Annotated in this window: 23 protein-coding genes; 9 read left to right on the top strand and 14 right to left on the bottom strand. The window is 43.7% G+C overall.

The window, feature by feature from the left end; genetic code table 11:
- Position 1: 1 nt before the first annotated feature.
- Positions 2-787 carry an ABC transporter ATP-binding protein gene (locus ACIGG7_RS00350; protein ID WP_224941882.1) on the bottom strand — a complete coding sequence of 262 codons (786 nt, stop codon included), beginning with the start codon at positions 785-787 and terminating at the stop codon, positions 2-4.
- Positions 788-996: 209 nt separating this feature from the next.
- On the opposite strand from ACIGG7_RS00350, the gene ACIGG7_RS00345 reads away from it, so the two are divergent.
- Genes ACIGG7_RS00345 through ACIGG7_RS00330 form a run of 4 tightly spaced genes read left to right on the top strand, consistent with a single transcriptional unit; the run spans position 997 to position 4,762 of the window.
- Entirely contained in the window at positions 997-1,392 is a 396-nt protein-coding gene (locus tag ACIGG7_RS00345; protein WP_224941881.1) for a GntR family transcriptional regulator, read from the top strand.
- Positions 1,379-2,278, top strand: coding sequence for an ABC transporter ATP-binding protein (locus ACIGG7_RS00340; RefSeq protein ID WP_397548346.1), 900 nt, complete (start codon positions 1,379-1,381; stop codon positions 2,276-2,278). Before ACIGG7_RS00345 ends, ACIGG7_RS00340 begins: the two co-directional genes overlap by 14 nt.
- On the top strand, positions 2,253-4,214 hold the full coding sequence (locus tag ACIGG7_RS00335) for a DUF6449 domain-containing protein (RefSeq protein ID WP_397548345.1): 1,962 nt from the start codon (positions 2,253-2,255) through the stop codon (positions 4,212-4,214). Before ACIGG7_RS00340 ends, ACIGG7_RS00335 begins: the two co-directional genes overlap by 26 nt.
- Positions 4,215-4,231: 17 nt before the next feature.
- Complete coding sequence (locus ACIGG7_RS00330; protein ID WP_397548344.1) at positions 4,232-4,762, top strand: RNA polymerase sigma factor; 531 nt, start codon at positions 4,232-4,234, stop codon at positions 4,760-4,762.
- A gap of 112 nt (positions 4,763-4,874) precedes the next feature.
- Here the strand turns inward: ACIGG7_RS00330 and ACIGG7_RS00325 are convergent, their stop codons facing one another.
- The 3 genes from ACIGG7_RS00325 to ACIGG7_RS00315 form a co-directional block, all read right to left on the bottom strand.
- On the bottom strand, positions 4,875-5,597 hold the full coding sequence (locus ACIGG7_RS00325) for an amino acid ABC transporter ATP-binding protein (RefSeq protein WP_224941877.1): 723 nt from the start codon (positions 5,595-5,597) through the stop codon (positions 4,875-4,877).
- Positions 5,594-6,250, bottom strand: a complete 657-nt coding sequence (locus ACIGG7_RS00320; protein ID WP_224943426.1) for an amino acid ABC transporter permease — start codon at positions 6,248-6,250, stop codon at positions 5,594-5,596. Before ACIGG7_RS00320 ends, ACIGG7_RS00325 begins: the two co-directional genes overlap by 4 nt.
- Positions 6,251-6,407: 157 nt before the next feature.
- Positions 6,408-7,232: a basic amino acid ABC transporter substrate-binding protein gene (locus tag ACIGG7_RS00315; protein ID WP_224941876.1), complete on the bottom strand. Its 825-nt coding sequence runs from the start codon at positions 7,230-7,232 to the stop codon at positions 6,408-6,410.
- A 192-nt stretch (positions 7,233-7,424) separates the two neighbouring features.
- Here ACIGG7_RS00315 and ACIGG7_RS00310 point away from each other — a divergent pair, with 192 nt between their 5' ends.
- Positions 7,425-8,294: an STAS domain-containing protein gene (locus ACIGG7_RS00310; RefSeq protein WP_318246427.1), complete on the top strand. Its 870-nt coding sequence runs from the start codon at positions 7,425-7,427 to the stop codon at positions 8,292-8,294.
- Between the two features lie 540 nt (positions 8,295-8,834).
- Here the strand turns inward: ACIGG7_RS00310 and ACIGG7_RS00305 are convergent.
- Together ACIGG7_RS00305 and ACIGG7_RS00300 are read right to left on the bottom strand one after the other, a co-directional pair.
- A complete protein-coding gene (locus tag ACIGG7_RS00305; RefSeq protein ID WP_397548343.1) occupies positions 8,835-11,579 on the bottom strand; it encodes a GTP-binding protein in 2,745 nt (914 codons plus the stop codon).
- Between the two features lie 246 nt (positions 11,580-11,825).
- On the bottom strand, positions 11,826-13,016 hold the full coding sequence (locus ACIGG7_RS00300; protein ID WP_224941874.1) for an MFS transporter: 1,191 nt from the start codon (positions 13,014-13,016) through the stop codon (positions 11,826-11,828).
- A 543-nt stretch (positions 13,017-13,559) separates the two neighbouring features.
- On the opposite strand from ACIGG7_RS00300, the gene pxpB reads away from it, so the two are divergent.
- The 3 genes from pxpB (at position 13,560) to ACIGG7_RS00285 (ending at position 16,502) form a co-directional block, all read left to right on the top strand.
- Positions 13,560-14,279 carry a 5-oxoprolinase subunit PxpB gene (pxpB, locus tag ACIGG7_RS00295; protein WP_397548342.1) on the top strand — a complete coding sequence of 240 codons (720 nt, stop codon included), beginning with the start codon at positions 13,560-13,562 and terminating at the stop codon, positions 14,277-14,279.
- Positions 14,276-15,280: a 5-oxoprolinase subunit C family protein gene (locus tag ACIGG7_RS00290; RefSeq protein WP_397548341.1), complete on the top strand. Its 1,005-nt coding sequence runs from the start codon at positions 14,276-14,278 to the stop codon at positions 15,278-15,280. The genes pxpB and ACIGG7_RS00290 overlap by 4 nt, the downstream gene beginning before the upstream one ends.
- A gap of 79 nt (positions 15,281-15,359) precedes the next feature.
- The gene (locus tag ACIGG7_RS00285) at positions 15,360-16,502 is read left to right on the top strand and encodes an NRAMP family divalent metal transporter (RefSeq protein WP_397549068.1); all 1,143 of its coding nucleotides are present in this window, start codon (positions 15,360-15,362) and stop codon (positions 16,500-16,502) included.
- A gap of 96 nt (positions 16,503-16,598) precedes the next feature.
- Here the strand turns inward: ACIGG7_RS00285 and ACIGG7_RS00280 are convergent, their stop codons facing one another.
- The 5 genes from ACIGG7_RS00280 to ACIGG7_RS00260 form a co-directional block, all read right to left on the bottom strand.
- Positions 16,599-16,796 (bottom strand): YwbE family protein, encoded by a 198-nt coding sequence (locus tag ACIGG7_RS00280; protein WP_224941870.1) that lies wholly within the window; start codon positions 16,794-16,796, stop codon positions 16,599-16,601.
- Between the two features lie 33 nt (positions 16,797-16,829).
- On the bottom strand, positions 16,830-17,060 hold the full coding sequence (locus ACIGG7_RS00275) for an excisionase family DNA-binding protein (RefSeq protein WP_224941869.1): 231 nt from the start codon (positions 17,058-17,060) through the stop codon (positions 16,830-16,832).
- A 20-nt stretch (positions 17,061-17,080) separates the two neighbouring features.
- On the bottom strand, positions 17,081-18,457 hold the full coding sequence (gene rlmD, locus ACIGG7_RS00270) for a 23S rRNA (uracil(1939)-C(5))-methyltransferase RlmD (RefSeq protein WP_397548340.1): 1,377 nt from the start codon (positions 18,455-18,457) through the stop codon (positions 17,081-17,083).
- Between the two features lie 135 nt (positions 18,458-18,592).
- Complete coding sequence (locus tag ACIGG7_RS00265) at positions 18,593-18,964, bottom strand: hypothetical protein (protein WP_397548339.1); 372 nt, start codon at positions 18,962-18,964, stop codon at positions 18,593-18,595.
- Positions 18,964-19,269 (bottom strand): antibiotic biosynthesis monooxygenase family protein, encoded by a 306-nt coding sequence (locus tag ACIGG7_RS00260; protein ID WP_397548338.1) that lies wholly within the window; start codon positions 19,267-19,269, stop codon positions 18,964-18,966. Before ACIGG7_RS00260 ends, ACIGG7_RS00265 begins: the two co-directional genes overlap by 1 nt.
- A gap of 255 nt (positions 19,270-19,524) precedes the next feature.
- On the opposite strand from ACIGG7_RS00260, the gene ACIGG7_RS00255 reads away from it, so the two are divergent.
- Positions 19,525-19,875 (top strand): hypothetical protein, encoded by a 351-nt coding sequence (locus ACIGG7_RS00255; protein WP_224941865.1) that lies wholly within the window; start codon positions 19,525-19,527, stop codon positions 19,873-19,875.
- A gap of 614 nt (positions 19,876-20,489) precedes the next feature.
- On the opposite strand, the gene ACIGG7_RS00250 is transcribed toward ACIGG7_RS00255, so the two are convergent.
- From ACIGG7_RS00250 to ACIGG7_RS00240, 3 genes are all read right to left on the bottom strand, one after another.
- Entirely contained in the window at positions 20,490-21,404 is a 915-nt protein-coding gene (locus tag ACIGG7_RS00250; RefSeq protein WP_224941864.1) for a diacylglycerol kinase, read from the bottom strand.
- Positions 21,405-21,776: 372 nt separating this feature from the next.
- Entirely contained in the window at positions 21,777-22,574 is a 798-nt protein-coding gene (locus ACIGG7_RS00245) for an arylamine N-acetyltransferase (RefSeq protein WP_224941863.1), read from the bottom strand.
- Between the two features lie 14 nt (positions 22,575-22,588).
- On the bottom strand, positions 22,589-23,368 hold the full coding sequence (locus ACIGG7_RS00240; RefSeq protein ID WP_224941862.1) for a class I SAM-dependent methyltransferase: 780 nt from the start codon (positions 23,366-23,368) through the stop codon (positions 22,589-22,591).
- Positions 23,369-23,718: the final 350 nt, after the last annotated feature.

The following is a 23,718-nucleotide window of genomic DNA, read 5'->3' as shown; positions in this document are numbered from 1 at the left end:
ATTACACCTCTTGCACAACAGAAACGATCTCCGCTGCCGTTTCCCTGTGCTCATTAAATCCGGTTAATTGGTTGAAGATCTCCTCCAGAGAACCTTCCCTATTCTGATTCTTCAATTCTTCAAAACTACCATCCGCAACGATTTGTCCGTTATGCAAAAGGACGATCCTGTTACTGATTTTTTCTACGACATCCATGATATGGGAAGAGTAGAAGATCGTTTTTCCCTGTGAGGCAAGCTGGGCGAGCAGCTCTTTAAAGATCATGACCGAATTGGCATCCAATCCGTTGATAGGCTCATCGAGAAATAATACATCGGGATTATGTAAGATGCTGGAGATGATCAGAATCTTTTGCTTCATCCCCTTTGAATAAGACGCGATCCTCGATTGATACACGTCGTAAAGTCCAAACAGCCGGATCAGCTTCTCCGCTTTCCCCTGTGCCTTTTCAGCCTCCATCCCATAAAGCTCTGCAATAAATGTAAGGTACTCTTCTGCCGTCAGGTTATCATAAAGATCCGCCATCTCAGGGACATAGCCGATCCGTTTCTTGTATTCTACTGAACTGACAGATATATCTTTACCGAATAAAGTCACCTGCCCCGTATAGTCCTCTTCAAGACCGAGGATGATCTTGACTGTAGTACTTTTCCCGGCACCATTCGGGCCGATATAGCCGATGATCTGTCCTTTATACACATCCAGCTGGACGCCCTTCAACACTTCCTTGCTCCCAAATGTCTTCTTCAAATTCTTAATCGATAAAATCGGTTCTTGTACGTCCATAGAAATCCCCTTTTTTTCTTTCATTCTCCCTATATGCTAACATAAATTCCATTTTATGGTCAGTTGTGTGCGGGAAATTCACCGTTCCCAGGGTTTTCTCTTCATTTTGAAAATATTTTATTTCCCCCCTTCCCAAACTGGCAGAACTTGTTATATACTTTAACTGTATTAAGACACATAGTACACTACATACAGTCGGGAGGGTGGATATGTTTGAGCTTGATTTAAGAAGCCGTAAGCCAATTTATGAACAACTAGTCGAGAAGCTGAAAGAATTCATTATCAATGAAGTGCTGAAGCCTGACGAACAATTACCTTCCGTTCGCTCCCTGGCACAGCAGCTGACCATAAATCCAAACACAATCCAAAAAGCCTACAGGGAACTCGAAACCCAAGGGTATATTTATTCTGTGAAAGGACGGGGGAGCTTTGTTAATCCTTCAAGTCACATTCAAAATGCGGAGAAAATCATGAAAGTAAAAGAAGAGTTGTCCAGACTTTTGTCCGAGGCCCTTTACTTAGGGATCACATCTGAAGATTTAAAACAGATGATTGCAGAAATCGAGGCATCAGTAGGAGGGAATGGTCCTGATGATAGAGATTAAATCCATAAGGAAAGCCTTTGAAGGCACGAAAATCATTCATGACACTTCTTTCACTGTTCAAAAAGGGTCGATTTATGGTCTGCTTGGATCCAATGGTGCCGGAAAGACCACGTTACTGAAGACCATCTCAGGAGTGCTGAAGCCTGATAACGGAGAGATATTGGTTGATTCACAGCCTGTTTATGAAAATATCCCGACGAAAGAAAAGCTGTTTTTCATACCCGATCAACCGTTTTTCTTTTCCCATTACACATTGAATCAAATGGCCCGTTTCTACCAAAACACATATACAAGATGGAATGAGGAGCAATACAAATCTTTAATTAAAGAATTCAGGATCGACTCTCATAAAAAGCTTCATAAGTTCTCCAAAGGTGTTCAGCGTCAGGCTGCCTTTATCCTGGCTCTTGCGACAGAACCCGAGGTACTGATACTGGATGAACCGATGGATGGCCTTGATCCGGTTGTCAGGAAGAAAGTCAAGAGTGTGCTGATATCGGAAGTAGCCAACAGGGAAATGACCATCATCATTTCTTCTCACAATCTCCGTGAAGTGGAGGACATTTGTGATCATGTCGGAATCTTGCATCAAGGGGAATTCATATTGGAGAAGGAACTTGATGATTTGAAGTCCGGCATTCATAAAGTGCAGCTGGCATTCAAAGGTGAAATCCCGGAGAACCTCTTCAGTCAGCTCGAGCTTTTGCATTCAGAGGCACGGGGAAGTGTTTCCCTCTGCATCGTCCGCGGTGAAGAACATCAAGTGAGAAGCATCATTCAACCTTATCAGCCGGTCATCTTCGACATGCTGCCGCTGACGCTGGAAGAAATTTTTGTTTATGAAATGGAGGACGTCGGTTATGCCATCCAAAACATCATGGATTAATAAGGAAGTCATCACTCTGAGCCTCAGGAATGCTGGTTGGGTGGGGATTGTCTATTTCATTGCCCTTCTCTTTTCTTTACCTGTCGCTATCCTCGGCCGGTTGTCCAATGAAGATCCATCCTATCCCATTACAATTGAACATAATCTCTTTATGATTCAATACCCGATACAAGTGGGACTGATGCTGTTTATCCCTGTTATTCTCTCCCTGTTCTTATTCCGTTATCTGCATGTGAAACAAGCCGGGGATTTCATACATAGTCTCCCGCTTCATCGCAGAAAGCTATTTTTTCATTTTACAGGAACGGGATTGGGGCTACTTATCATCCCTATTCTCTTGAATACGATCATTTTGCTGTCTCTCTATACACTCACCGATCTTCATGAATTCATTGGGATCGGAGACATTTTCATCTGGTGCGGAACCACGATTCTCGTGAACCTTCTCTTGTTCACAGCCTCTACATTTGTGGCTATGATCACGGGGCTGACCGCTGTTCAAGGTGCCCTGACCTATATCTTACTATTATTACCGGCAGGGATGTTTGTACTCATCTGCTACAGTCTGAAAAATTTCCTATATGGATTCCCGGAGGACTATTACTTCAGTGTGCAAATGGAGGAATACTCCCCTCTCATCAAAGCGGCGTACTTGGAAGACAACCTACTTTCCGGTACAGACGTTTTGATGTTCATTGTGATCACACTCGTATTCTATGGATTATCATACTTTCTCTATCAATCAAGAAAAGTGGAGGTTGCTTCTCAGGCAATCGTTCATCCGATCCTGAGACCATTGTTTAAATACGGAATTTCCTTCTGCTTCATGCTCTTCGGGGGAATGTACTTCAATGGGGTGTACCAATCAGTGGCCTGGACCTTGTTCGGTTATTTCTTCGGGTCACTCATTGGCTACTATATTGGACAAATGATATTAGAGAAGCACTGGAGAGTATTCCGTCACTGGAAGGGATATGCAGGATTCGCCATTTGCATGGTTTTGGTAGGCATCGGCATCCGATTCGATCTATTTAACTATGAAAAGAAAGTCCCTGATATGGCGGACGTAGAAACTGTCCACGTAAGTGATACCTTTTATTCCCTGACAGATAACCCTGAAAATCTCATTGAGGATCCCTTTATAAAGGATCAAAAAACGATTCAGGCTGTTTTGGATCTTCATAAGGAAATACTGGACAATCAAGATCACGACACTCAGTCAGACAGGAAGAGCCAGATTTTTCTTTATTACAAGTTAAAAAATGGGCATAAGCTTGTACGGAATTACTGGGTTAACACAGAAGATATAGAATCTGAATATGCTACTCTCTATAAAATGAAGAACTATAAAGAGGTAACCGAACAAATTTATGGTGTTGATTCGAACAAGGTCGATAAAATCACGATCTATAACGAAATAAGCAACAATTCCGGCATTACCATTTCCGATCCTGCTGAAATCCGTGAAGCCATCGACATCTTAAAAGAAGGAACCTATCAAGAATCTTTTGAGGACCGTCGTAAAGTGAAGCTTTATAACGTTGAACTCCTTTTGCCCGATGGGATGTATGCACATGCAGACGTCAAGCATACGGACAAGAAATTTCTATCGTGGCTTAAAGACAAAGGGTATGTAGATGATACAAACGTAAAGACGTCGAGTATTGAATCGATGTATGTAACGGCACAAGCTGATTTCATTGATCGATTACCCCAGTCCCCAGAACAGACTGTCTCAGACTTAAAGGAAAAAGACATAGGATTTGAAATTAAGGATACTGAACAAATCGAATCCCTTATGACCCGACTTGTATACGATTACGAAGAGAGTGATTATGCCGTCATCATCAGGCATAAAAACGAAGGGAACGTCCAGGCATACGGTTTACAAAAGAAGGATGCACCATCTTTTATCAAAGAAAAATTCGATGAATAGAAAGTCGGGGTGACCATATGGACACGTTAGCACCACCATCTCCTCTCACATGTGAAGAGATGTATGAACAATTCCATAAGCTGATCTATCACATTGCTTTCAACATTACGAACGACATACATTTATCACAGGATATCGTTCAGGAAACCTTCCTGAAAGCATATTTAAAATTAGACACTCTACTGGATAGGTCTAAAACGAAGTCCTGGCTCACTTCGATCGCAAGGTGTACGGCGATCGATGTCATACGGAAACGATCAAAATGTCAGGAGGTCTTCATGGAAGATCATGAAGAGCTTCAATCCATTCAGGATCACCAGTCATTGGAGAGTGAGATTGAAGTTCGCTTCCTTAAGAATTGCATACAGGATCATATCAAAACCCTGCCCCCGACCCAGCAGGAAGTGATGGCGTTGAAAGTGACAGAAGACCTGAGTGACAGTGAAATTGCGAGCAAACTGAATCTTTCAGCTTCCACGGTCAAAACCCGCTTTCACCGGGGTAGGAAGCAGTTGTATTCAGTCGTTTATACTAAAGTATCAGCATAAGAAAGGGAGCCTCGGTGAGAAGGCTCCCTTTCTTGTGGAAATTGGGTTTTGAAAATAAAAAGACTCAACCTGGCAATCCTCTACAAGCGATTCGCCCCTCATTCGACGAATTTTATAACACTTTACTCAAAAATGCCTGCGTACGCTCATGTTTCGGACTTCCGAAAAGCTCTGCCGGTCTGTTTTCCTCGACGATGAACCCACCGTCCATGAAGATCACGCGGTCCCCCACTTCCCTGGCGAATCCCATCTCATGAGTGACGACCACCATCGTCATCCCTTCTTTCGCCAACTGCTTCATGACTTCTAGTACCTCTCCCACCATTTCGGGATCAAGGGCTGAAGTCGGTTCATCAAACAGCATGATTTCAGGCTCCATGGCTAGTGCCCTGGCAATGGCCACCCGCTGTTTCTGTCCTCCTGATAAAGAATCGGGATATACATAGGCTTTCTCTGCCAGACCCACCTTATCCAAAAGCTCTAAGGCCTTCTGTTCCGCTTTGTCCTTCGACCACTTCCGAACTTTCATCGGAGATAACATGATGTTTTGAATCACGGTTTTATGAGGGAACAGATTGAATTGTTGAAAGACCATCCCCACATCGGTCCGTACTTTATTGATATTTGTTTCTTTTGACGTGATATCCTGGTCTTTAATATACACATGTCCATCGGTAATCGACTCCAGGAGGTTCAAGCATCTTAGAAATGTTGATTTCCCTGAACCCGATGGTCCGATCACCACGACCACTTCCTGTGGTTCGATTTTCACATTGATATCTTTCAATACTTCTAATTCTCCAAAGGATTTCTTAAGATTCACTGCTTTAATCATTCGGTTGCCATCCTCCGCTCAATATAGTTTAGTAGATACGTAAGTGATAGAGTAAGGATTAAATAGATCACTGCGACGGCTAAATATGGTTCCCATACACGGTAGTACTGGCCCTGCATGGCCCGGCCCCAATACATGAGCTCCGGTGCCGCGATGACCGCTGCCAGGGAAGAATCTTTCAATAAGACGATGAACTCATTTCCAAGTGGAGGAATCATCCGCTTGAAAGCCTGAGGAATGATGATATATCTCATCGCCTGTATATTGGTCATCCCAAGGGAACGGGCCGCTTCCATCTGTCCCCTGTCAATCGACTGGATTCCCCCACGGAAGATTTCAGCAATATAGGCTGTCGCATTCAACGTCAATGCGACCAGGGCAGACACGGCCGGGTTGATTTCTGACATCAATGCTGGCATGACCCCAAAGTGAATGAGGAGGATCTGTACAAATAATGGCGTCCCCCTGAAAAAGTTTATGTACCAAATGAAAGGTGTTCGAACGAGCAGATAAGGTGAGATCCGGAAGATTCCCATAAGAAGCCCAAAAATCAAACCAAGAAAGATCGCCCCTACCGATAATCCGATTGTTAGTAGCGCACCTTTTAAGAAGAAAGGTAAGTATTCTCCAATAATATCCCATCTGAAATCCAGCATACAATAACTCCTTTGTCCGGTTGGCGGCGTTATTCCGCTTTCCTATTCAAGTAGTAAGTAAATAGACTCATATAAAAAGGGCGTGTGAAGAAGGAATATGACCTCCCTATGTTAGGAGAAGATCTGATATTCCCTTCACTACGCCCTCTTTCCTTTATTCCGCTTGCTCTAATAAAGCGTCAGTGTTCGGTTCTGTACCAAACCATTCTTTGTAAATGTCTGCATATGTCCCGTTTTCGATTACTTCTTTTACAGCTTTATCGAAGTCAGCCTTCAGCTTACTGTCCTTCGGAAACATCAACCCGTAAAACTCGGATTCGAAGTTCTCCGGATCTTCCACTGTTTTGAAGTTATCTTGTGGATTGTTTTTCACATATTCGTTCACAACCGTATTATCCGTCACGACAGCATCCACTTGACCCTGTTTTAATGCTGTGATGGCGACTACGTTATTTTCATATTTAGAGATATCAGGACTGTTCTGTCCGACAATCTTCTCTGCTGCTTCCTGACCGGTCGTTCCATTTTGAACCCCGATCTTTAGTCCTTTCAGGTCATTGGCGCTCTTAATATCTGTTCCTTCACCAAACATGATCATATGAGTGGATTCAAAGTACGGGTTGGAAAAATCGAATGTTTCCTTACGATCATCATTGATCGTAATACCGGAGATTCCCATATCTACTTCCTTGCCGCCTTGAACAGCTGCAAACAACGGATCCCATCCGATGTTTTTCACATCGTATTCATAACCGGCTTCTTTCATCACCGCATCCAGGAAATCGATATCGAATCCGACTACCTCTCCTTTATCCATATACTCAAATGGAGCAAATGCTGCATCGGTTCCGACAACCAGCTTTTCTTTTTTATCGCTTCCGCCTTCTCCTCCGCTTGCTTCATCGCTTCCACAGGCAGTCATAAATCCTGCCATCCCGATCATTAGTACTAGAAATAATCCCCTGACTTTCTTCTTCATTGTTGGCCCCCTAAAGTTTTTTGTTTTTTCTAATAATTATAATTATACATATATTATACTAGAAAACAAACACAAATTAGAAAATTGATAGTATTATGAATTTTTATTCCTGTTGTTTTCACCCTTAATGATTGACAGTCTTTCCTATAGGTTTCAGAATAGAAGAATAAACCAATTTCAGAGGGAGCGTATATGGATACTCATTCGTCTCATTTATATGAATACTTAGTAGACCACGCCTTAGACTTTACAGAAGACTGGCTTCGTCACCAGCATATTAAAACGGGCTCACATTATTCTCCTGATTCTCCACCTGAGGTTCTGAATAAAATCAAAGAGCAAAACGCCAATTATGTAAAAATCATTGCACAGTGTCTATTACTATCTAATGAAGAATCAAAGAAATTAATATCTGAATGGACGAAGCAAACAGCAGCGGATCGAAGTAAATCAAGCACGACCTTGGATGAGGTTGCACGCAATTCGGGTATCTTCAGAAGAGTGTACTGGACATACGTAGAGCAATTTACAAAAGAAAATATTGAGTTGAATATTCAATTAAAAGAAGTATTCGAGTGGGAGCGCAAGATTAACTTCGCCTTGGACTATGTATTAGAGACTTTCACTTCTACTTTTTTATCTATCCTAATGAACAGACTGCAAGCCCAGTCCACCTTGATCAAGGAATTAAGCACTCCGGTTATTTCTTTAACTTCTGAAGTGGGACTGCTTCCGATTATCGGGGATATCGATACGGACAGGGCACGATTGATTGTGGAATCAACCTTACAACAAAGCTCCCATTCCCATTTATCCATGCTGATCATCGATCTATCAGGGGTCGTATTGGTGGATACGATGGTGGCACAGCAAATCTTCCGACTGATAGATGCCTTGAATCTACTAGGCGTAAAATCCATCATCACCGGCATCCGTCCTGAAGTAGCCCAGACAGCCGTCCATCTGGGACTTGATTTTTCCAGCATTCAGACCGAAAATTCCCTGGAGCGCATCATTGCACATGTCATTCAGGAGAACACTGGATCATTGCAGGAGTTGTAAATTCATAATTTTTATTGCTTTTGAAAAAACGAGTGCTGGTTGATTTCCGCTCCAGATGTTCGCTTTCCGCGGGGCGTGAGTTGAGCCTCCTCGGGCTAAAGCCCTGTGGGGTCTCAACTTTCCCGCATTTCCCGCAGGAGTCGAACATCTTCTGCTCCAATCAACTGTCGAACGTATATTTGTTACTCTATTTTAAGTAAATGCTATATTCTTCACATCATTCTCTAAAGAATGAAGCAATCGATTATAAATCCCCATTTCAATATTGACTTTAGCTCTGTCACAAAAATACTTTTTAGATGGTGAGGGGAACTGCGGAGACTCCTACGGAAAACGGGCGTGCCGAGACCCCGGAAGCATTCTTGCGCTGAGGAGGCTCGGCCGAACGTCCGTGGAAAGCGCAGCAGTTCCCCTCACCATCCAGCACACTATCACTGACAGAGCTGCGCAGATCATATATTTAACATAACAACAATGCCAAAAGAGCAAAAAAAGACTGATTCTTAAGGGAAGTTCCTTCCCAAGAATCAGTCTTTTTGTTTATGAAAAATGATGTGATGCGTTATAGCTTGCTTTCACCATGTATTCATGCTGAAGCAGCTTCACTTCGAATAAGGTGATCGGATCGAAATATCGTTCCGGGTTTGCTTTCATGATCTTCAATGCATTTTGATCGGACGCGATGTCCTTTTCTGTATCTTTAATCGTGATCTCCAATTGCTTAAAAGGATCCGCAAAGAACGAATGAATGTCCTGTTGCAGTGATTTCTCAAACAAATCGAACTGAAGGAAGAACTTATTGACAACCGATTCCGTAATATCCTGATAGTCTTCATTCTCGAGATAACGCTTGTATTGATTGTACAGTATCGACTTATTCTGAGGCAGTACACCGAGTAACTTCCCTGCGCTTTTCAAAAGGAATTGAGCAGGCTTAAATCGGAGAAGTATATTTTCTTTATCGATTTGAGCCCTCGTCCCCATCCTGCTGACATCCCTGCGCCAATCATCGACCACCTGAAAATCACATTGTAAAACGACTTTATCTTTTCCAAATAGTCCGTTAAACGTTTCACTCATTTCGTTCAAATAGTCCTGACTATCTTGAAGTTCCTGACGTGAAGTGGCCAGCCAATCCTCAAGGGAAGTGACATATCGTGGCATGAGGTCTTCCTGGATATAATCCTGGATCCTCGTATTCATCGCTTCATTCAATTCAAGGTGAATCTGTTTGAAGTCACTTTCTTCACTGATCAATTCTGAACAACCGCTTAGGATTGCCGGTATTTTTTCAGAGATTTCCTTTTTCATGGCTTCCTTCTTCTTGTGGAAAGAGTCTTTGATGAGGGAGACCTTATCACTTTGCATGTCACCTAAGTAGTTCTCAAATCCATTTAGACGAGTTAGGATATCTTCGTTTTTCTCGATGGTATCCTTCAAGTCATTCTCACGATTCTTCCGACTTGAGTACAGATCCCTTAACGTTTTCCTCACTAAATAAAACAGCTTGCTTCCTCTTTCTTCTTTCAGGGTAGCACTCTTCATCCTATACTGATCTGAAAGGAACGCCTCAACATCTTGACGCTGCAAATGAACGGCTTCAAGGGATGAATACGGCAGTACCTCTGCATCAGGGAACCATTCACGGGCTTTTTCCCTTGCCGATTCAATGATTTCTTCGGTACGGTCTGTATGAGACACTTTGTCCATCTTATTCAATAAGAAATGAACGTTCACCGGTTGTCCGATTTCCGTTAACTTCCGTAAGGTCTGGCGGTCTTCTGCGTTAAATGGCGCATCGGCATTCAGAACGTACAAGAGACCGTCTGCTGCAGGATAAAAAGAGGTCAGATCATCCAGATGCCTCTTTCCTGTTTGAACATCAATGATGGCTGTTCCATTCTTCTTAAGGAACTCGGATGGAAGCTTATACTCAACGAATGCTTCCCGCTGCATCAATTCTTCGAAATCAGCGATGCTTTCCACATGATGAACACCCTTATCGTGAATCTCCTTCACTTCTACCTGCTGTTCATGATAGCTGTAGATGACGGTTGAATCGTCCGCTTCTCCTACGCTTTCCCCAAGGACAGATTGTACGAAGGAAGACTTCCCGCTTGATGCGCTTCCTGCAATCAATAGATGATGTTCGCTCAGATCCATCAGCTGTTCTGCAATCCATTGGGTCTTGTAGCCAACCGGCGCCTCATTCCGTTCTGACCACTGGATGATTTTATTCAAGAACAGGATAATGTCTTCAAAACGGGCCTGGTAAGAGTCTCCTTCCAATAAGATCCTCTCTGCTTCTTCCTTTACCATTGGTTCGATGCTGTAGGAGAACACATCGTTCCAGGCCAAAACTGCCGCTGCCGGGAATAACGGCTGTTGATCTCTGCTCACTTTCAACCAATTTGTCAGCATGGTTGGCATGAAGCCTTCGAGGTCTTTAACAAGGTAATCCCCTTCCAGGAATCCAAGGTATGCAGATTGGAACTGGGTAAGGATTTCTTCCCACGATTCGTTTGGAAGGACTTCAACATATTCAAAGATCGTATTGACCGTCAGCATCCATTCAATATGGGCAGCCGAGTGGCTTTGATAGCTTGACCAGAGAGCTGATACAAGCTCTTTAAATTGTTTACGGTCTTTTTCATAAACGGTGATTAACAGGTCATAAAAGTAATCCGGAGCAAATGATCTTGTATAGCCCAGATCGCCATACTCTCTCAGAATCATGAACCAGGCAGGCTCCTGGGTTCGGATTGATTCCTTTACCGCCAGCTCCACCGCTTTATTCCAATCCTCCTGCTCTTCATAGAACGTTCTCGCCAGCTCAGTCACATTGGCATAGTCCGGTTCAATGGACAACGCTTTTTCAATGGTACGATAAGCCGACTCGATTTTGTTTCGTTCAATATAAAGGGAGAATAGTTGAAGCGATACTTCCATGGTCAAAATCATGCTGTCTGTTTGAATGGCAGTGTATACATCCTCCGCTGACGACAGCATCCCAAGCTCATAGTAAGAATCCGCAATGTTCTTCTTTGCCCATGGCTCAAGTTCGTTCAGAATGCTTTCCCATTTGAAGATGGCCGCTTCATAGTCCCTGCTGTGAAAATAGACCTCCCCCTGCGCATAGCGGATGAACGTTAAATCATATGGTTCATTCTGCTGCTCTTCCACAAATGCTTCTCCAAGCACTTCTATCGGATGACGGGTTGTGTCCTGATCTACTAGAAAAGTTCGATAAAATGACTTCTCCATCAGTAATTTTTCTTCTGTCATAATGGCCTCCGTTATATGTGGATCCCCTGTTTCGGGAACCTCACAGACTTGTCTATTTCTCTCATTCTAACAGAAATTCTCGTGGATAAAATTTCATTTCCTTTTCAAATTCCGATTGATACTTTCTGCCGTGATTCAATGGAATCAGTTCCATTACAGAAGAAAGGACCATCCGTTACGAAAGGCTTTGATGCGCTTTCGAAAAGGATAGTCCTTTATACTTACCACCATTACACGGCCCTCAAACTAAGCGGATGTCTGGTGTGCAAACTTTTTATGTTTGCGGCCTTCAAGTATGGTGACAGCCAGAGCAATAAGTAAGAACAGGCTGGAAATCTGGAATAATACCCCTGTCTCGACATATTGAGCCAGGACTCCGAATACCAAGCCGCTCAACCCGATCCCAAGATCGATGGAAGAGAAAAACATACCGTTCGCCACTCCTCGTCTATGATCCGGGGTCATGGACAATGTCCATGATTGAAGGGTTGGGATCAGAGAGCCGAATCCCACACCGAAAAGAATACCGGATATGACGATAAGGAAATCAGAATGGGCGAAAGACAGGACCCACATCCCGATAAAAGTCACGACGATACAGAATAGAACAAGTCCCTTCGGTCCCCGCTCATCAAACCACTTACCGGCAATCGGTCTTGATAATGATGCCATGATCGCATTACACAAATAAAACAGGAAGATATGCTGAATTCCGCGTTCTTCCCCAAAGATGACGATAAAGGTTACGATAGAACCGTATCCGAATGTCACCATGATGGTGATGAAAGCCGGGAACCAGCTTGATTTCTCGACTAAAGAGCCGAGATACGAAAACTTCAAGTCTTCCTTCTTCGTATCTTTGACCACTTGAGGCGTCTGATAATGGACGATCCCCAAAAGGACGATCGCAATGACACCAAGCACGCTGGAAGTGATGATCAGATTCGTAAAGGTCGTGACCTGGAATAAATAGATTCCGAGACTCGGAGCGATGATCATACCGATCGTAATCGATAAACCATAGTAACCCATCCCTTCGCCTAAACGGGATTTAGGCACCACATCGACCGCTGCCGTTCCGTTGACCGTTGTGGACCATCCCCAGGCAAGCCCGTGAACTAAACGGAATATAAGGAAAATGAATACGACACTTGATAATGGATAAATCACTGTAATTAAGAGTAATGAAATCACCCCGATTAAAACGAGGGGCTTTCTGTCCCTGTACTCCAGCATGAATCCAATGAAGGGCCTGCTTAACACGGCACCAATTGAAAACAGCGTCGTCACCAGTCCGATTTCCAGCCCTGAAGCGCCGATCGACTTAATATAAGGAGGAAGTGTCGGAATCAGCATCTGAAACGACATAAACACAAACAAATTCCCCACCATCAACATAATAAAAGACCTCGTCCATAAAGGCTCCTTCACCTTCATAAAAAAAACCTCCAATCCCATCTATCAAACTCCATTATTTCATGAGGATATTATTTCGAATTACTAAATAATAGCACACAAAACACATTTGCGATACGATTTAACACAACGGAAATGTGTAAGTATTTGACAGAAATCGAGAAATGATCATTTTAGCATCAAGGAGAGTAAAATCATTATTATGAGGAAAATTATTCTTACATGTTTTTGGGCTCATTCCGGGTAGAGAAGGGCAGGTGAAAGAGCAAATTCATTCGCTCCTTTCACCTCCCTTCTCTACCCGGCCTTTCAGATAAAGCTGAAAGACGAGTGAAACGTACGTTTCACTCAAATGAGCAAAAAAACTCTGCAATACTTTTAGGTTCAAAGTCTTAATCTCACTCTTTCAATCAGCTATTTCCCAACCTTTTATTGAAAACACAAAGAATTATACTATAATAACAACATGGCCAAAATTTCTGAATAATCTTATTTGCGCGGCCATTCATACATAATTATTTTGTTTCATTAATAATCATACAAAACTAGAATGGAGGTAGTTTTTTGAATTATACGTTACGCCCACTAGGCGACCATGCCGTCGTCATCCAATTAGGCAGCTCAATTCAGAACGAAACACACGAACGGGTGAAAGCGGTAACAAATCTATTTGAAAACCAAAGACCCCACTGGCTTGTGGAATATATTCCGGCCTTCACTACCGTCACACTCTATTACGATCCAATGAAAATCATCGAATCACATCAGCCCTATCAACACACATTACCCTATAAGATCGTCTGTTCAGAAATCGAACACGCACTTTCGAACATGACCCTCGGAGAACAAGAAGGTTCACGTATCATCGACATACCGGTCTGCTACGGGGGCGAGTTCGGTCCGGACCTTGAAGAAGTCGCAAATCATCACCAACTGACCACTGAGGAAATCATTTCCAAACACTTAAATGGTGACTATCTCGTATACATGATCGGCTTCGCGCCCGGCTTCCCTTATATCGGGGGGATGTCCCCTGATATCGCGACGCCGAGAAGAAAATCACCCAGACTGAAAATACCTGCAGGATCGGTTGGAATCGCAGGGGAACAAACAGGGGTTTACCCCATTGAAACACCGGGTGGATGGCAGCTGATCGGCCGTACTCCTTTAAAACTGTTCAAACCGGAAAATGATGACTCTCCAAGTTTACTCCAAGCCGGAGACCGCATCCGTTTCAAGCCGATTTCATTTGAAGAATATAAAGCATTGGAGGAGGAACAATGATTAACGTAATCAAACCCGGCCTCCTAACGACCATTCAGGACCTGGGAAGGTACGGATATCAAAAATACGGCGTCATCGTAAGCGGGAGTATGGATCCCCTCGCTCACAAAATCTCGAATCTTCTTGTCGGCAATGATGTGGACGAAGCTGTCCTTGAAATCACACTGATGGGGCCAGTCCTTGAATTCGAGGAAACAACCCTTATTTCGATTTGCGGGGGTGACCTTACTCCGACCATTGACGGAAAACCGGTTCCTTTAAGGAGATCCCTATTGGTCAAAGCAGGCAGTATACTGAAATTCGGGTCCTGCACAAACGGATGCAGAAGTTATCTGGCGGTTGCAGGCGGCTTCAACGTGGAAACGGTCATGAACAGCCGGTCCACATACGTGAGGGCTGGCATCGGGGGAGTGAAAGGGCGTCCCCTACAGGCAGGAGATACCTTACAACCAGGAACAGCCAGTGAGGAATCTGCCAATATGGTCGAATATCTACTTCCGTATGTGGAAAACAGCAACTTCACAGAAATTGATTGGTCGATTTCATCTGAATTCATCTCATCCTATCATCAGAAGAAAGCCATTCGGGTGATTCCGGGAACGGAATTCGATTTGTTCACTGAAGAAAGCCGCGAACAATTTTTTAACAAACCCTTTAAGGTTTCTTCCCAATCAGATCGCATGGGATACCGTCTTGAAGGCCCGTCCCTCTATCTCGAAGAGGAATTCGATTTGATTTCAGAGGCGGTTGTGTTTGGTACGATTCAGGTTCCGTCGGACGGGAAGCCGATCATCCTGTTGGCTGACCGGCAAACGACCGGCGGTTATCCGAGAATGGGATATATTGCATCGGTGGATCTGCCGCTCATCGCTCAAACGAAGCCAGGAGAAGAAGTCACGTTTACCTTGGTCTCCCACGAAGAGGCTCAGGAGCTTTATATCGATCGTGAACGACAACTAAACCATCTAAAGCAGGGGATCGCCTTGAAGTTTCATTCTTAACATCATCCAAGAAAACAAAGGAGCGAATCATTTGAAGAAAAAATCGAATTTCAGTTTATTATTAGGAGCTGCGTTCTTAATGGCTACATCTGCCATTGGACCAGGATTCCTGACTCAAACAACGGTATTTACCGAGAAGCTCGCCGCAAGCTTCGGTTTCGTCATTTTAGTTTCCATCCTAATCGATATCGGTGCCCAGCTGAATATTTGGCGCATTATTGCCATTTCTGAGAAACGGGCACAGGATATCGCAAACGATGTCCTGCCGGGACTGGGCTACTTCCTTGCCATCCTGATCGTGGCAGGTGGCCTGGCCTTCAACATCGGTAACATCGCCGGAGCAGGACTCGGAACAAATGTCCTGTTCGGCATTTCACCTGAGATGGGAGCATTGTTCAGCGGGATTGTCGCTGTCGGAATCTTCCTTGTAAAGGAAGCAGGCAGATTAATGGACAAGTTTGCTCAAATCCTGGGATTATTGATGATTATTTTGACCGTATATGTCATGTTTACAGCAAACCCACCTGTCGGGGAAGCAGTAACCAAAACATTCGCTCCCGACACCATTGATTTTCTTGCGATCATCACCCTTGTCGGAGGAACTGTCGGAGGATACATCACCTTTGCCGGAGGGCATCGATTATTAGAAGCGGGGATTACAGGGAAACAAGCACTTCCTGAGATCACCAAGAGTTCCGTATCAGCCATCGGTATCGCATCCATTATGCGAATCTTTCTATTCCTTGCGGCGCTGGGGATTGTGGCTCAAGGATTTGCATTGGATCCTAAGAATCCACCAGCATCCGTCTTCCAATTGGCTGCTGGGGATATTGGATACAAGATGTTCGGAATCGTCATGTGGTCTGCCGCTGTTTCTTCGGTTGTAGGGGCCGCTTATACGTCCGTATCCTTTATCCGGACGTTCAGCCCGCTACTTGAAAAATATCATAAGTGGCTGATCGTCGGTTTCATTACGATCTCAACCCTTGTATTTGTCATTGTAGGTAAACCAGTCGCCATCCTGATCCTGGTTGGTTCCCTTAATGGATTGATCCTGCCAATCGCCCTTGGCGTCATGCTGATTGCCGCACATAAAACGAAAATCGTCGGTGACTATAAGCATCCGATTTGGATGACCATCTTCGGACTGCTGATCGTCGTGGCCATGTCTTATATGGGCGTGTACTCACTAATACAAGGCATCCCTCAGCTATTTAGTTAAGGGCACAAAAAACCTCGCTTCCCTGTTAGGAAGCGAGGTTTTTTTGTACCAGATCATTTAAATAGAATACAAAAAGTAAGAGAATGCACCGGCCTCTTATTTTTCAATAATCTTTTTCACCCGACCGACTTGTCCATCCGCTAATCGGACCTTGATGCCGTGCGGATGATTAGGGGAATTGGTTAGTATATCTTTCACAATCCCACGTGTCAGTTTATCTGTACGTTGGTCTTTTTTCAGGACAATGTCCACTTCAAGACCCGGTTTGATATTGGAACGCTGTTGTCCGTTCATTGTATTCTCCATTTCTTCTTAGTATTTTCCAGACTAGTCTTCGTCTTTCACATCGATATCTTCAGGGATCGGTTCACTTAAATATTCAGCAAGCTGCCGCTTCATCTTTTCCATCTGCTCCAGATGCTGATTGAATTGATCCCGATATAATAAATACTGTTCCCCGTCATGTACCGCACGTATTTTCTTATGTTGTACGAGGCTTTCAATATACGATTCAGGCAGGGACAAGTATTCGGCTGTTTCTTTAATGGTGAGATACATTGGTCTCTTCCCTCGCTTTGCTAATCGACTAACTCTATCTTCGCAACGGCTTCACAGTGCATCGTCTGTGGGAACATATCAACAGGCTGAACCTCTGTTGTTTTATACCCGCCGTCTTCCAGTATTCTAAGGTCACGGGCAAGTGTCGCCGGATTACACGATACATAGACTACACGCTTCGGCTTCATGGACAGGATCGTGTTGAGAAGCGCTTCATCACAGCCCTTCCGCGGTGGATCCACGACGAGGACATCTGCTCTGATTCCTTCTTCATACCAATCGGGAATGACCACTTCTGCTGGCCCCGCTTTAAATTCCACATTCGTCATGTCATTCAAAGCAGCATTTTTCTCCGCATCTTCTATCGCTTGAGGTACAATTTCGACTCCGTATACTTTCTTCGCCTTTTGAGCAAGGAATAAAGAAATCGTCCCGATTCCGCAGTACGCATCGATGACCGTTTCTTCACCTTGTAGATCCGCATACTCCAACGCTTTATCATAAAGCACCTTTGTCTGCTCCGGATTCACCTGATAGAAGGATCTTGCTGAGATCGCGAACTTCACATCGCCGATATAATCATGGATCACCTCTTCCCCCCATAATACTCGGGTGGTGTCGCCCATGATCACGTTTGTTCTTTTAGGGTTCACATTATGAACGATCGATTTTAATCCTTTAATATTTTCGACAAGTGCTTCGATGATGGCGTTCTTATGCGGAAGCTCAGGCGTCCGTGTGACCAATACAACCATCACTTCCCCTGTCGTATACGCCGTTCGGGCCATAATATGACGAAGAATCCCTTTATGATTCTTTTCGTCATAGGGACGGACCTCTAGTTTCTCGCATATATTCTTCACATGCTGGATGACTTCATCATTTTTTTCATATTGAATGATGCATTTGTCCATGTCGATGATTTCGTGACTGCGCTTCTGATAGAATCCGGCAACAAACCGGCCGTCTTTTTCCCCAACGGGTACCTGGGCTTTATTTCGGTAGCGCCATGGTTCTTCCATGCCAAGAACAGGGTGTACGATGACGTCATGAAGCTTTCCGATTCGCTGCATCACATCACGGACATTCTTTTCCTTCGCTTTCAGCTGTCCTTCATAGGTCATATGCTGGATTTGGCATCCTCCGCATTCCCGGTATATCGGACATGGGGGCTCTTGTCGGAAACTGCTTTCCTTCGTGCGTTCCGTCAATCGGCCGAAACCGTAGCCTTTACTCGTTTTCACGACTTTGACCTGACCTTCTTCTCCAGGAAGGGCGTTAGGAACGAATAATGGGTATCCGTCGACCTTGGTAACGCCATTCCCGTCATGGGTCAGGTCTTCGAATACGGCTTCATCTATATAATCATTTTTTTGAACAGGTGCTTTTTTACTCACGTATATCTTCCTTTACGAATTCCTTTTTAAGACTCTACTGATTGTACCATAAATGATGACGGAGAATGAAATCGTTGGAGGTCCGTCCCTCTCTATATAAAAAAGCATCGAACACTATGGATCGATGCTTTTGGTTCAGGTTGTTGGGATGTTTTCCTTATCTGCGAACTGGATGGACTCGATTGCCTGTTTCAGATAGAGCTTGAAGGCTTCCCCCTTTTCCACCTTGTGCTCCTCCAGGGATTCCATGATACATTTGAAATTATCGATGAGGTGGTCCGATTTCATTCCCCTGCTTACGAGTACACTGTTCAACCAGAGGGCATAGTCGGAAAACACTTTTGATTCGCCTACATCAGCGGCAGACTCCAGATAGTTGAAATGATGGATATTATCTTCATAGCATTTCTTTCGCCCGGTTTCACCGTATCGATCATCCAATTCCGGGTACCGTTCGTACAATTTTATAACCGCTTCATCTATGACGCTTTTATACTTATTTTCCATCAGTACGCCACCACCTTATAACGGTCAATGGATGGAATGATGGATGCAAGCTCTTGATCCGGATATTTCTTCTCCAGCTCATGAATCCGCTTATAGTCTTCACTCTGTACCCATGACATAAAGTGTTCCTTTTTATCCCATTCCATATGGACGGTGATTTCTCCCGGCTTCTTTTCATTTTGCAAGAGCAGGAATCGTTGAAACCCTTCAGCCTTGTCTACCAAACCTGAACGGGAATGATAGATAGAGATTACTTCATCCGCTTTTTCATCGGGAACACAAAATGTTGAATGTACGATATACATTGAATTCACCCTCCAGTGACTTATTGTCCGACATTCTTTTTATTCACTGTACCATAGTCAGCGAGTGGTGGGGAATACAAATTTTAACAGAGGGCTGCACTTTTCCAGTAAGGATGACAATAGATTTAGAAATTAAACAGATTCATGTAATTCTTCATTTTACTTGATAGGATGTTAAAACTTACCGCGTTTCATCCGATCTACAAAGGGTACAATGGTATGTGCAACAATTCTAGAAAGAGAAGGTAGATAAATATGAACCCAGACTTCTTAGTAAACCTTATCCTTGTAGGAAACGTTTTTCTTGGGGTATTATTCGCCCTTAAGTCAAGAAGGTGGTGGCTGCCCTATATATTAATCGGACTCACCTTTCTAACTTTGACCTTTGGATTTGGAATAACGCTCTTGATGAATAAGGAATCCATCCTTGCCTATTTATTCGTATTCGTGGTCGGGCAATTGATATGGGTTTTTGCTTTTGTGATCGCGGCCCATCTCTTATCCTGGATTGTCAGGAAGGTACCATTCCGTCATAAGCAGCAGATCGGCTGGGGCTTCTTGATCGGATTCCCTTTGTCTTTTTCTATCTTTTTGCTTGTTCATTAGAGAGGTTTGGAGTATTCTCCATTAGATTCTATTAAAATAAAATGCTGTTTTCGTAAACTTTGTTGTTTTTGAAAAAGCGAGCAGATGTTGATTTCCGCTCCAGATGCTCGCTTTCCGCGGGGCTGGCGGCGAGCCTCCTCGGGCTAAAGCCCTGTGGGGTCTCAAGATCCAGCTACGGCGGCTAGCCCCTCGAGGTCATAAGCTAAATGAGCCAAGAAGGCAAAAACCGCCTTCCCGGCTCATTCATCTTATGCTTGTCGGGGCTGAACGAGCCGCCTCCGCTTTTCGTCCTGTCCAGCGTTTCCCGCAGGAGTCGAGCATCTTCCGCTCCAATCAACATTCTAAGTATCCGTTTGTTACTCTTAAGTGAGGGATTGTAGTTAATATAAATCTTTAGTTTCTTACTTAATTTCTAATGACCATCTAGCTCTGTCACCAAATGATTGTTTAGTGGGTGAGAGGAACTACGTAGACTCCTACTGAAAATGGACTGCAGTTCCCTTTACCATACAGCCCGCCGACTCGTAGATCATGTGATTTAAATAACCACAACCTTTCCTAAAGAGCCAAAATAAAAAAGGAATGCCATAACCCCTGTGGCATTCCTTTTTATATTATTCAGCTTTATCTTCCGGGCGGATTTTATCGAGTGGAACGAATACTTGTAGGTGACGATACAGGTTTTCGAATTCTGCAGGGAGGACTCCTCCAAGCTCGCCGTCTACATTGAGCTGTACCTTTTCTTTCGCCTTGATCTTGATTCGATTGGCCTGAGTGTAGATGACATTCGGATCATTCACATGCTCCCCGCGTACAGCAAGGGAAGCGATTCGGATAAATTCTGCCAGATTCGTTTTCTTCAGAATCAGGAGTGAAAATAAGCCGTCATTGATTGAGGCATCGGGAGCCAATTTCTCGAAGCCTCCGACCGAGTTGGTCAGTCCGATCAGAAAGAGCATGGCCTCCCCTTCAAACAGCTTGCCGTCATATTCAATCGATACGTCCGTCGGCTTGATGGAAGGAAGCATTTCAATCCCTTTTAAGTAATAAGCAAGCTGTCCCATCATGGTTTTAAGCTTACTCGGCACTTCATAGGTCAACTCCGTAATTCTTCCCCCGCCGGCAATATTAATGAAGTAGCGTTCGTTCATGCGTCCGATATCGACCGGGATCGTCTCACCCTTCGTGATCACGTCAATGGCTGAGCTGATATCCTTTGGAATATGCAGTGCCCGGGCAAAGTCATTGGTTGTCCCCATGGGAACAATTCCAAGCTTCGGTCGGTATTCCTGTTCGGCCAAGCCGTTGACGACTTCATTTAGCGTACCGTCCCCGCCTGCAGCCACAACGATATCATATTGGCGTTCAACAGCCAGACGTGCCGCTTCGGTCGCATCCCCTTCGCAAATGGTTGCGTGAACCGAAGTTTCATATCCTGCCTGCTCAAGCTTAATTAATACTTCAGCCAAATGCTTCTTAAAAAGCTCCCGTCCTGAAGTAGGATTGTATATTATTCGTGCTCGTTTCATACCCATCATCCTAATCTGTATTAATTCAAAAACTCGTCCATTTATATACCATCTTTTAACATCATATACCAAATTGAATTATTCATGCAAAATGTGTTGTAAAGGGAGATTTTCTTCTATTCCTCCACCGGTCAATATCATAACTCTTTTCAGTAGAAAAATCTAATGAAATATCGAATTTCCAGAAGCCCGTTAACCGATCTTACGGAAGATTGTCAGAAAGAATACATAATTGGACACCGTTGGAATCTCATTCCATACAGGATCGTTATATATATTTATGATCGAAAAGCTCAAATTAGAGTAGTTCATTTGCCTTAAACCTCCCCAAACAAAAAAACGTCCAGAATATCACCACGATATTCTGAACGGCTATGGAAATAGTTTGATATTCCGTTTTTGTAAAAACTGGATAGATTCTTCAAGTGACCTCATATCGAAATGATAGACTTCCCCAATGACGTCTTTCCATCTATCCATATCCTTCATTTGATATTCACGGATATTCCTGTATGTCATGACCTTCAACGTCTGGTTACGGAGGAAGTAGCACTGGTTGCCCTGAAAGCGGACGGCCGTGATCCTCCTCATCGTGATGTTGTCATCTGAATCCAAGTAGGAGGCTTGAATGTCAGACTCCAATTCTTCCTCTTCAAGAGGAACCCATTCAATGGTCTTTTTCACAAAGGTCTTTCCATTTGAACGACGATCGACTTCAAATTCTCCTATGTCCTTCTGTGTAAAAATGATTTCCTCCCCAAATCCGTGAAGAAGATGTCGCTGTCTCGCCTCAAGCTCGACCGGCTTCATGATCGGAGAACCGTATCCTACATCAACATATAGCTTTCGATGTTCAATCTCGATCATCAATCCGAGGTGACCTGGGTTCACTCTGACAAATGAACAGTGGAATCCTAATTCCTTCAACAGCCTCCCGAAATTGATATTTAAAGTAAAGCAGGTTCCCCCCCACCCTTTCAAGTGGAGATTCTCCGCGAATGTCTCTAACGAAGGCACAAAGGATTCTCCTTCGGAGAAATAATAAAATTTACTAAACGTCTCATAAGGAATGCGGATCAAATGTTGCTGGATCAGCCGTTGTAAATAGTTCAACGTAGGAGGCTCGATATCCATATTTAAATAGTTCACATATTTTTTTACTGCTTCCAATCCGATCACTCTTTCTACTTTTTCATCAGGCAGACTGTAAACTGGTGCTGAAGAGTAAACTCATGGTGAGAATCGTAACGCCTGGACAAGAAGGTATGTAGGGATTGCAGCAATCCTTCTATTTCCGTATCCTCCAAGTGAGTTAGGAAGGACAGGGATCCCACGCGTTCACACCAGGACTGAATAGTGAAATTCACGGCATAGTTAAAGGTGTAAAAATCTTTCACGATAAAATCAGCTTGCTGCCATTCTAACAACCATTCCACAGGAAATCCATTCACCTGATTGCTAGGATCCGCTTTTGCTTCTGTGGATGATTGATCGATATTTTCATATAAAAATGTCATCGTATCCCGGACTACTTCCTGAGTCAGCAGGAAGGTGGAATCGCTCACAATGAACGTTCCTTTATCTTTCAATATCCGCTTGATTTCATTGTTCGCTTTCGGTCGATCAAATAAATCCCAGCTTCTGTGGATCATGGCGATATCATAATAGCGGTCTGGCAAATTCGTCGATTCCGCCGTACCTGTCAGATAAGGAATCTCTAAGTATTGTTTCTTCTCCAAAGCCTTGGCCGTTTTCCTCATTTCAATAGAAGGCTCCACACCAATCACCTCGGCTCCACGCTTATGAAGCTTTCTTGTCAGAGCTCCGGTGCCCGATCCGATTTCGGCCACTTTCTTTCCTTCCCACACAATTCCTCTTACCTTTAACGTATCAAAAAATTGATGCGGAATATCATCACAAGACGCAGCATAACGGGAGGTCACATTACCAAAATTCACTTCCATTTACTCTCTTCCCCTATCATAATTGATTTTCACTCTACTGAACGTTACGATTTCATGTCAACTCCATCACAAACCCGCCCAACAAACAGCCGTCCATTCATGCTGCCTTACACATCTACTACATTCTGCATCCCAAAAAGAAATTCCTGCAGAGCCCTGTTGAGGGACGGACCTCGATGGTCTTTATATCGTCATAATTTAATATCTATTAAACTACTGTTCACTATTAGAAAATATCCTATTTTAGTCGGTACTAAACCTTGAGAGATACTATATTTCTATCATTAAATCCAGATATAAAGGGAGTAAATAGAGGTCCGTCCCTCCATCATAAAACAAAAAAAAACGGT

This window comes from Rossellomorea sp. NPDC077527 (assembly GCF_044542955.1).
Classification (GTDB): Bacteria; Bacillota; Bacilli; order Bacillales; family Bacillaceae_B; genus Rossellomorea; species Rossellomorea aquimaris_E.
Note: the sequence above shows the minus strand (reverse complement) of the source record. Positions and strands in the feature narration are given on the sequence as shown.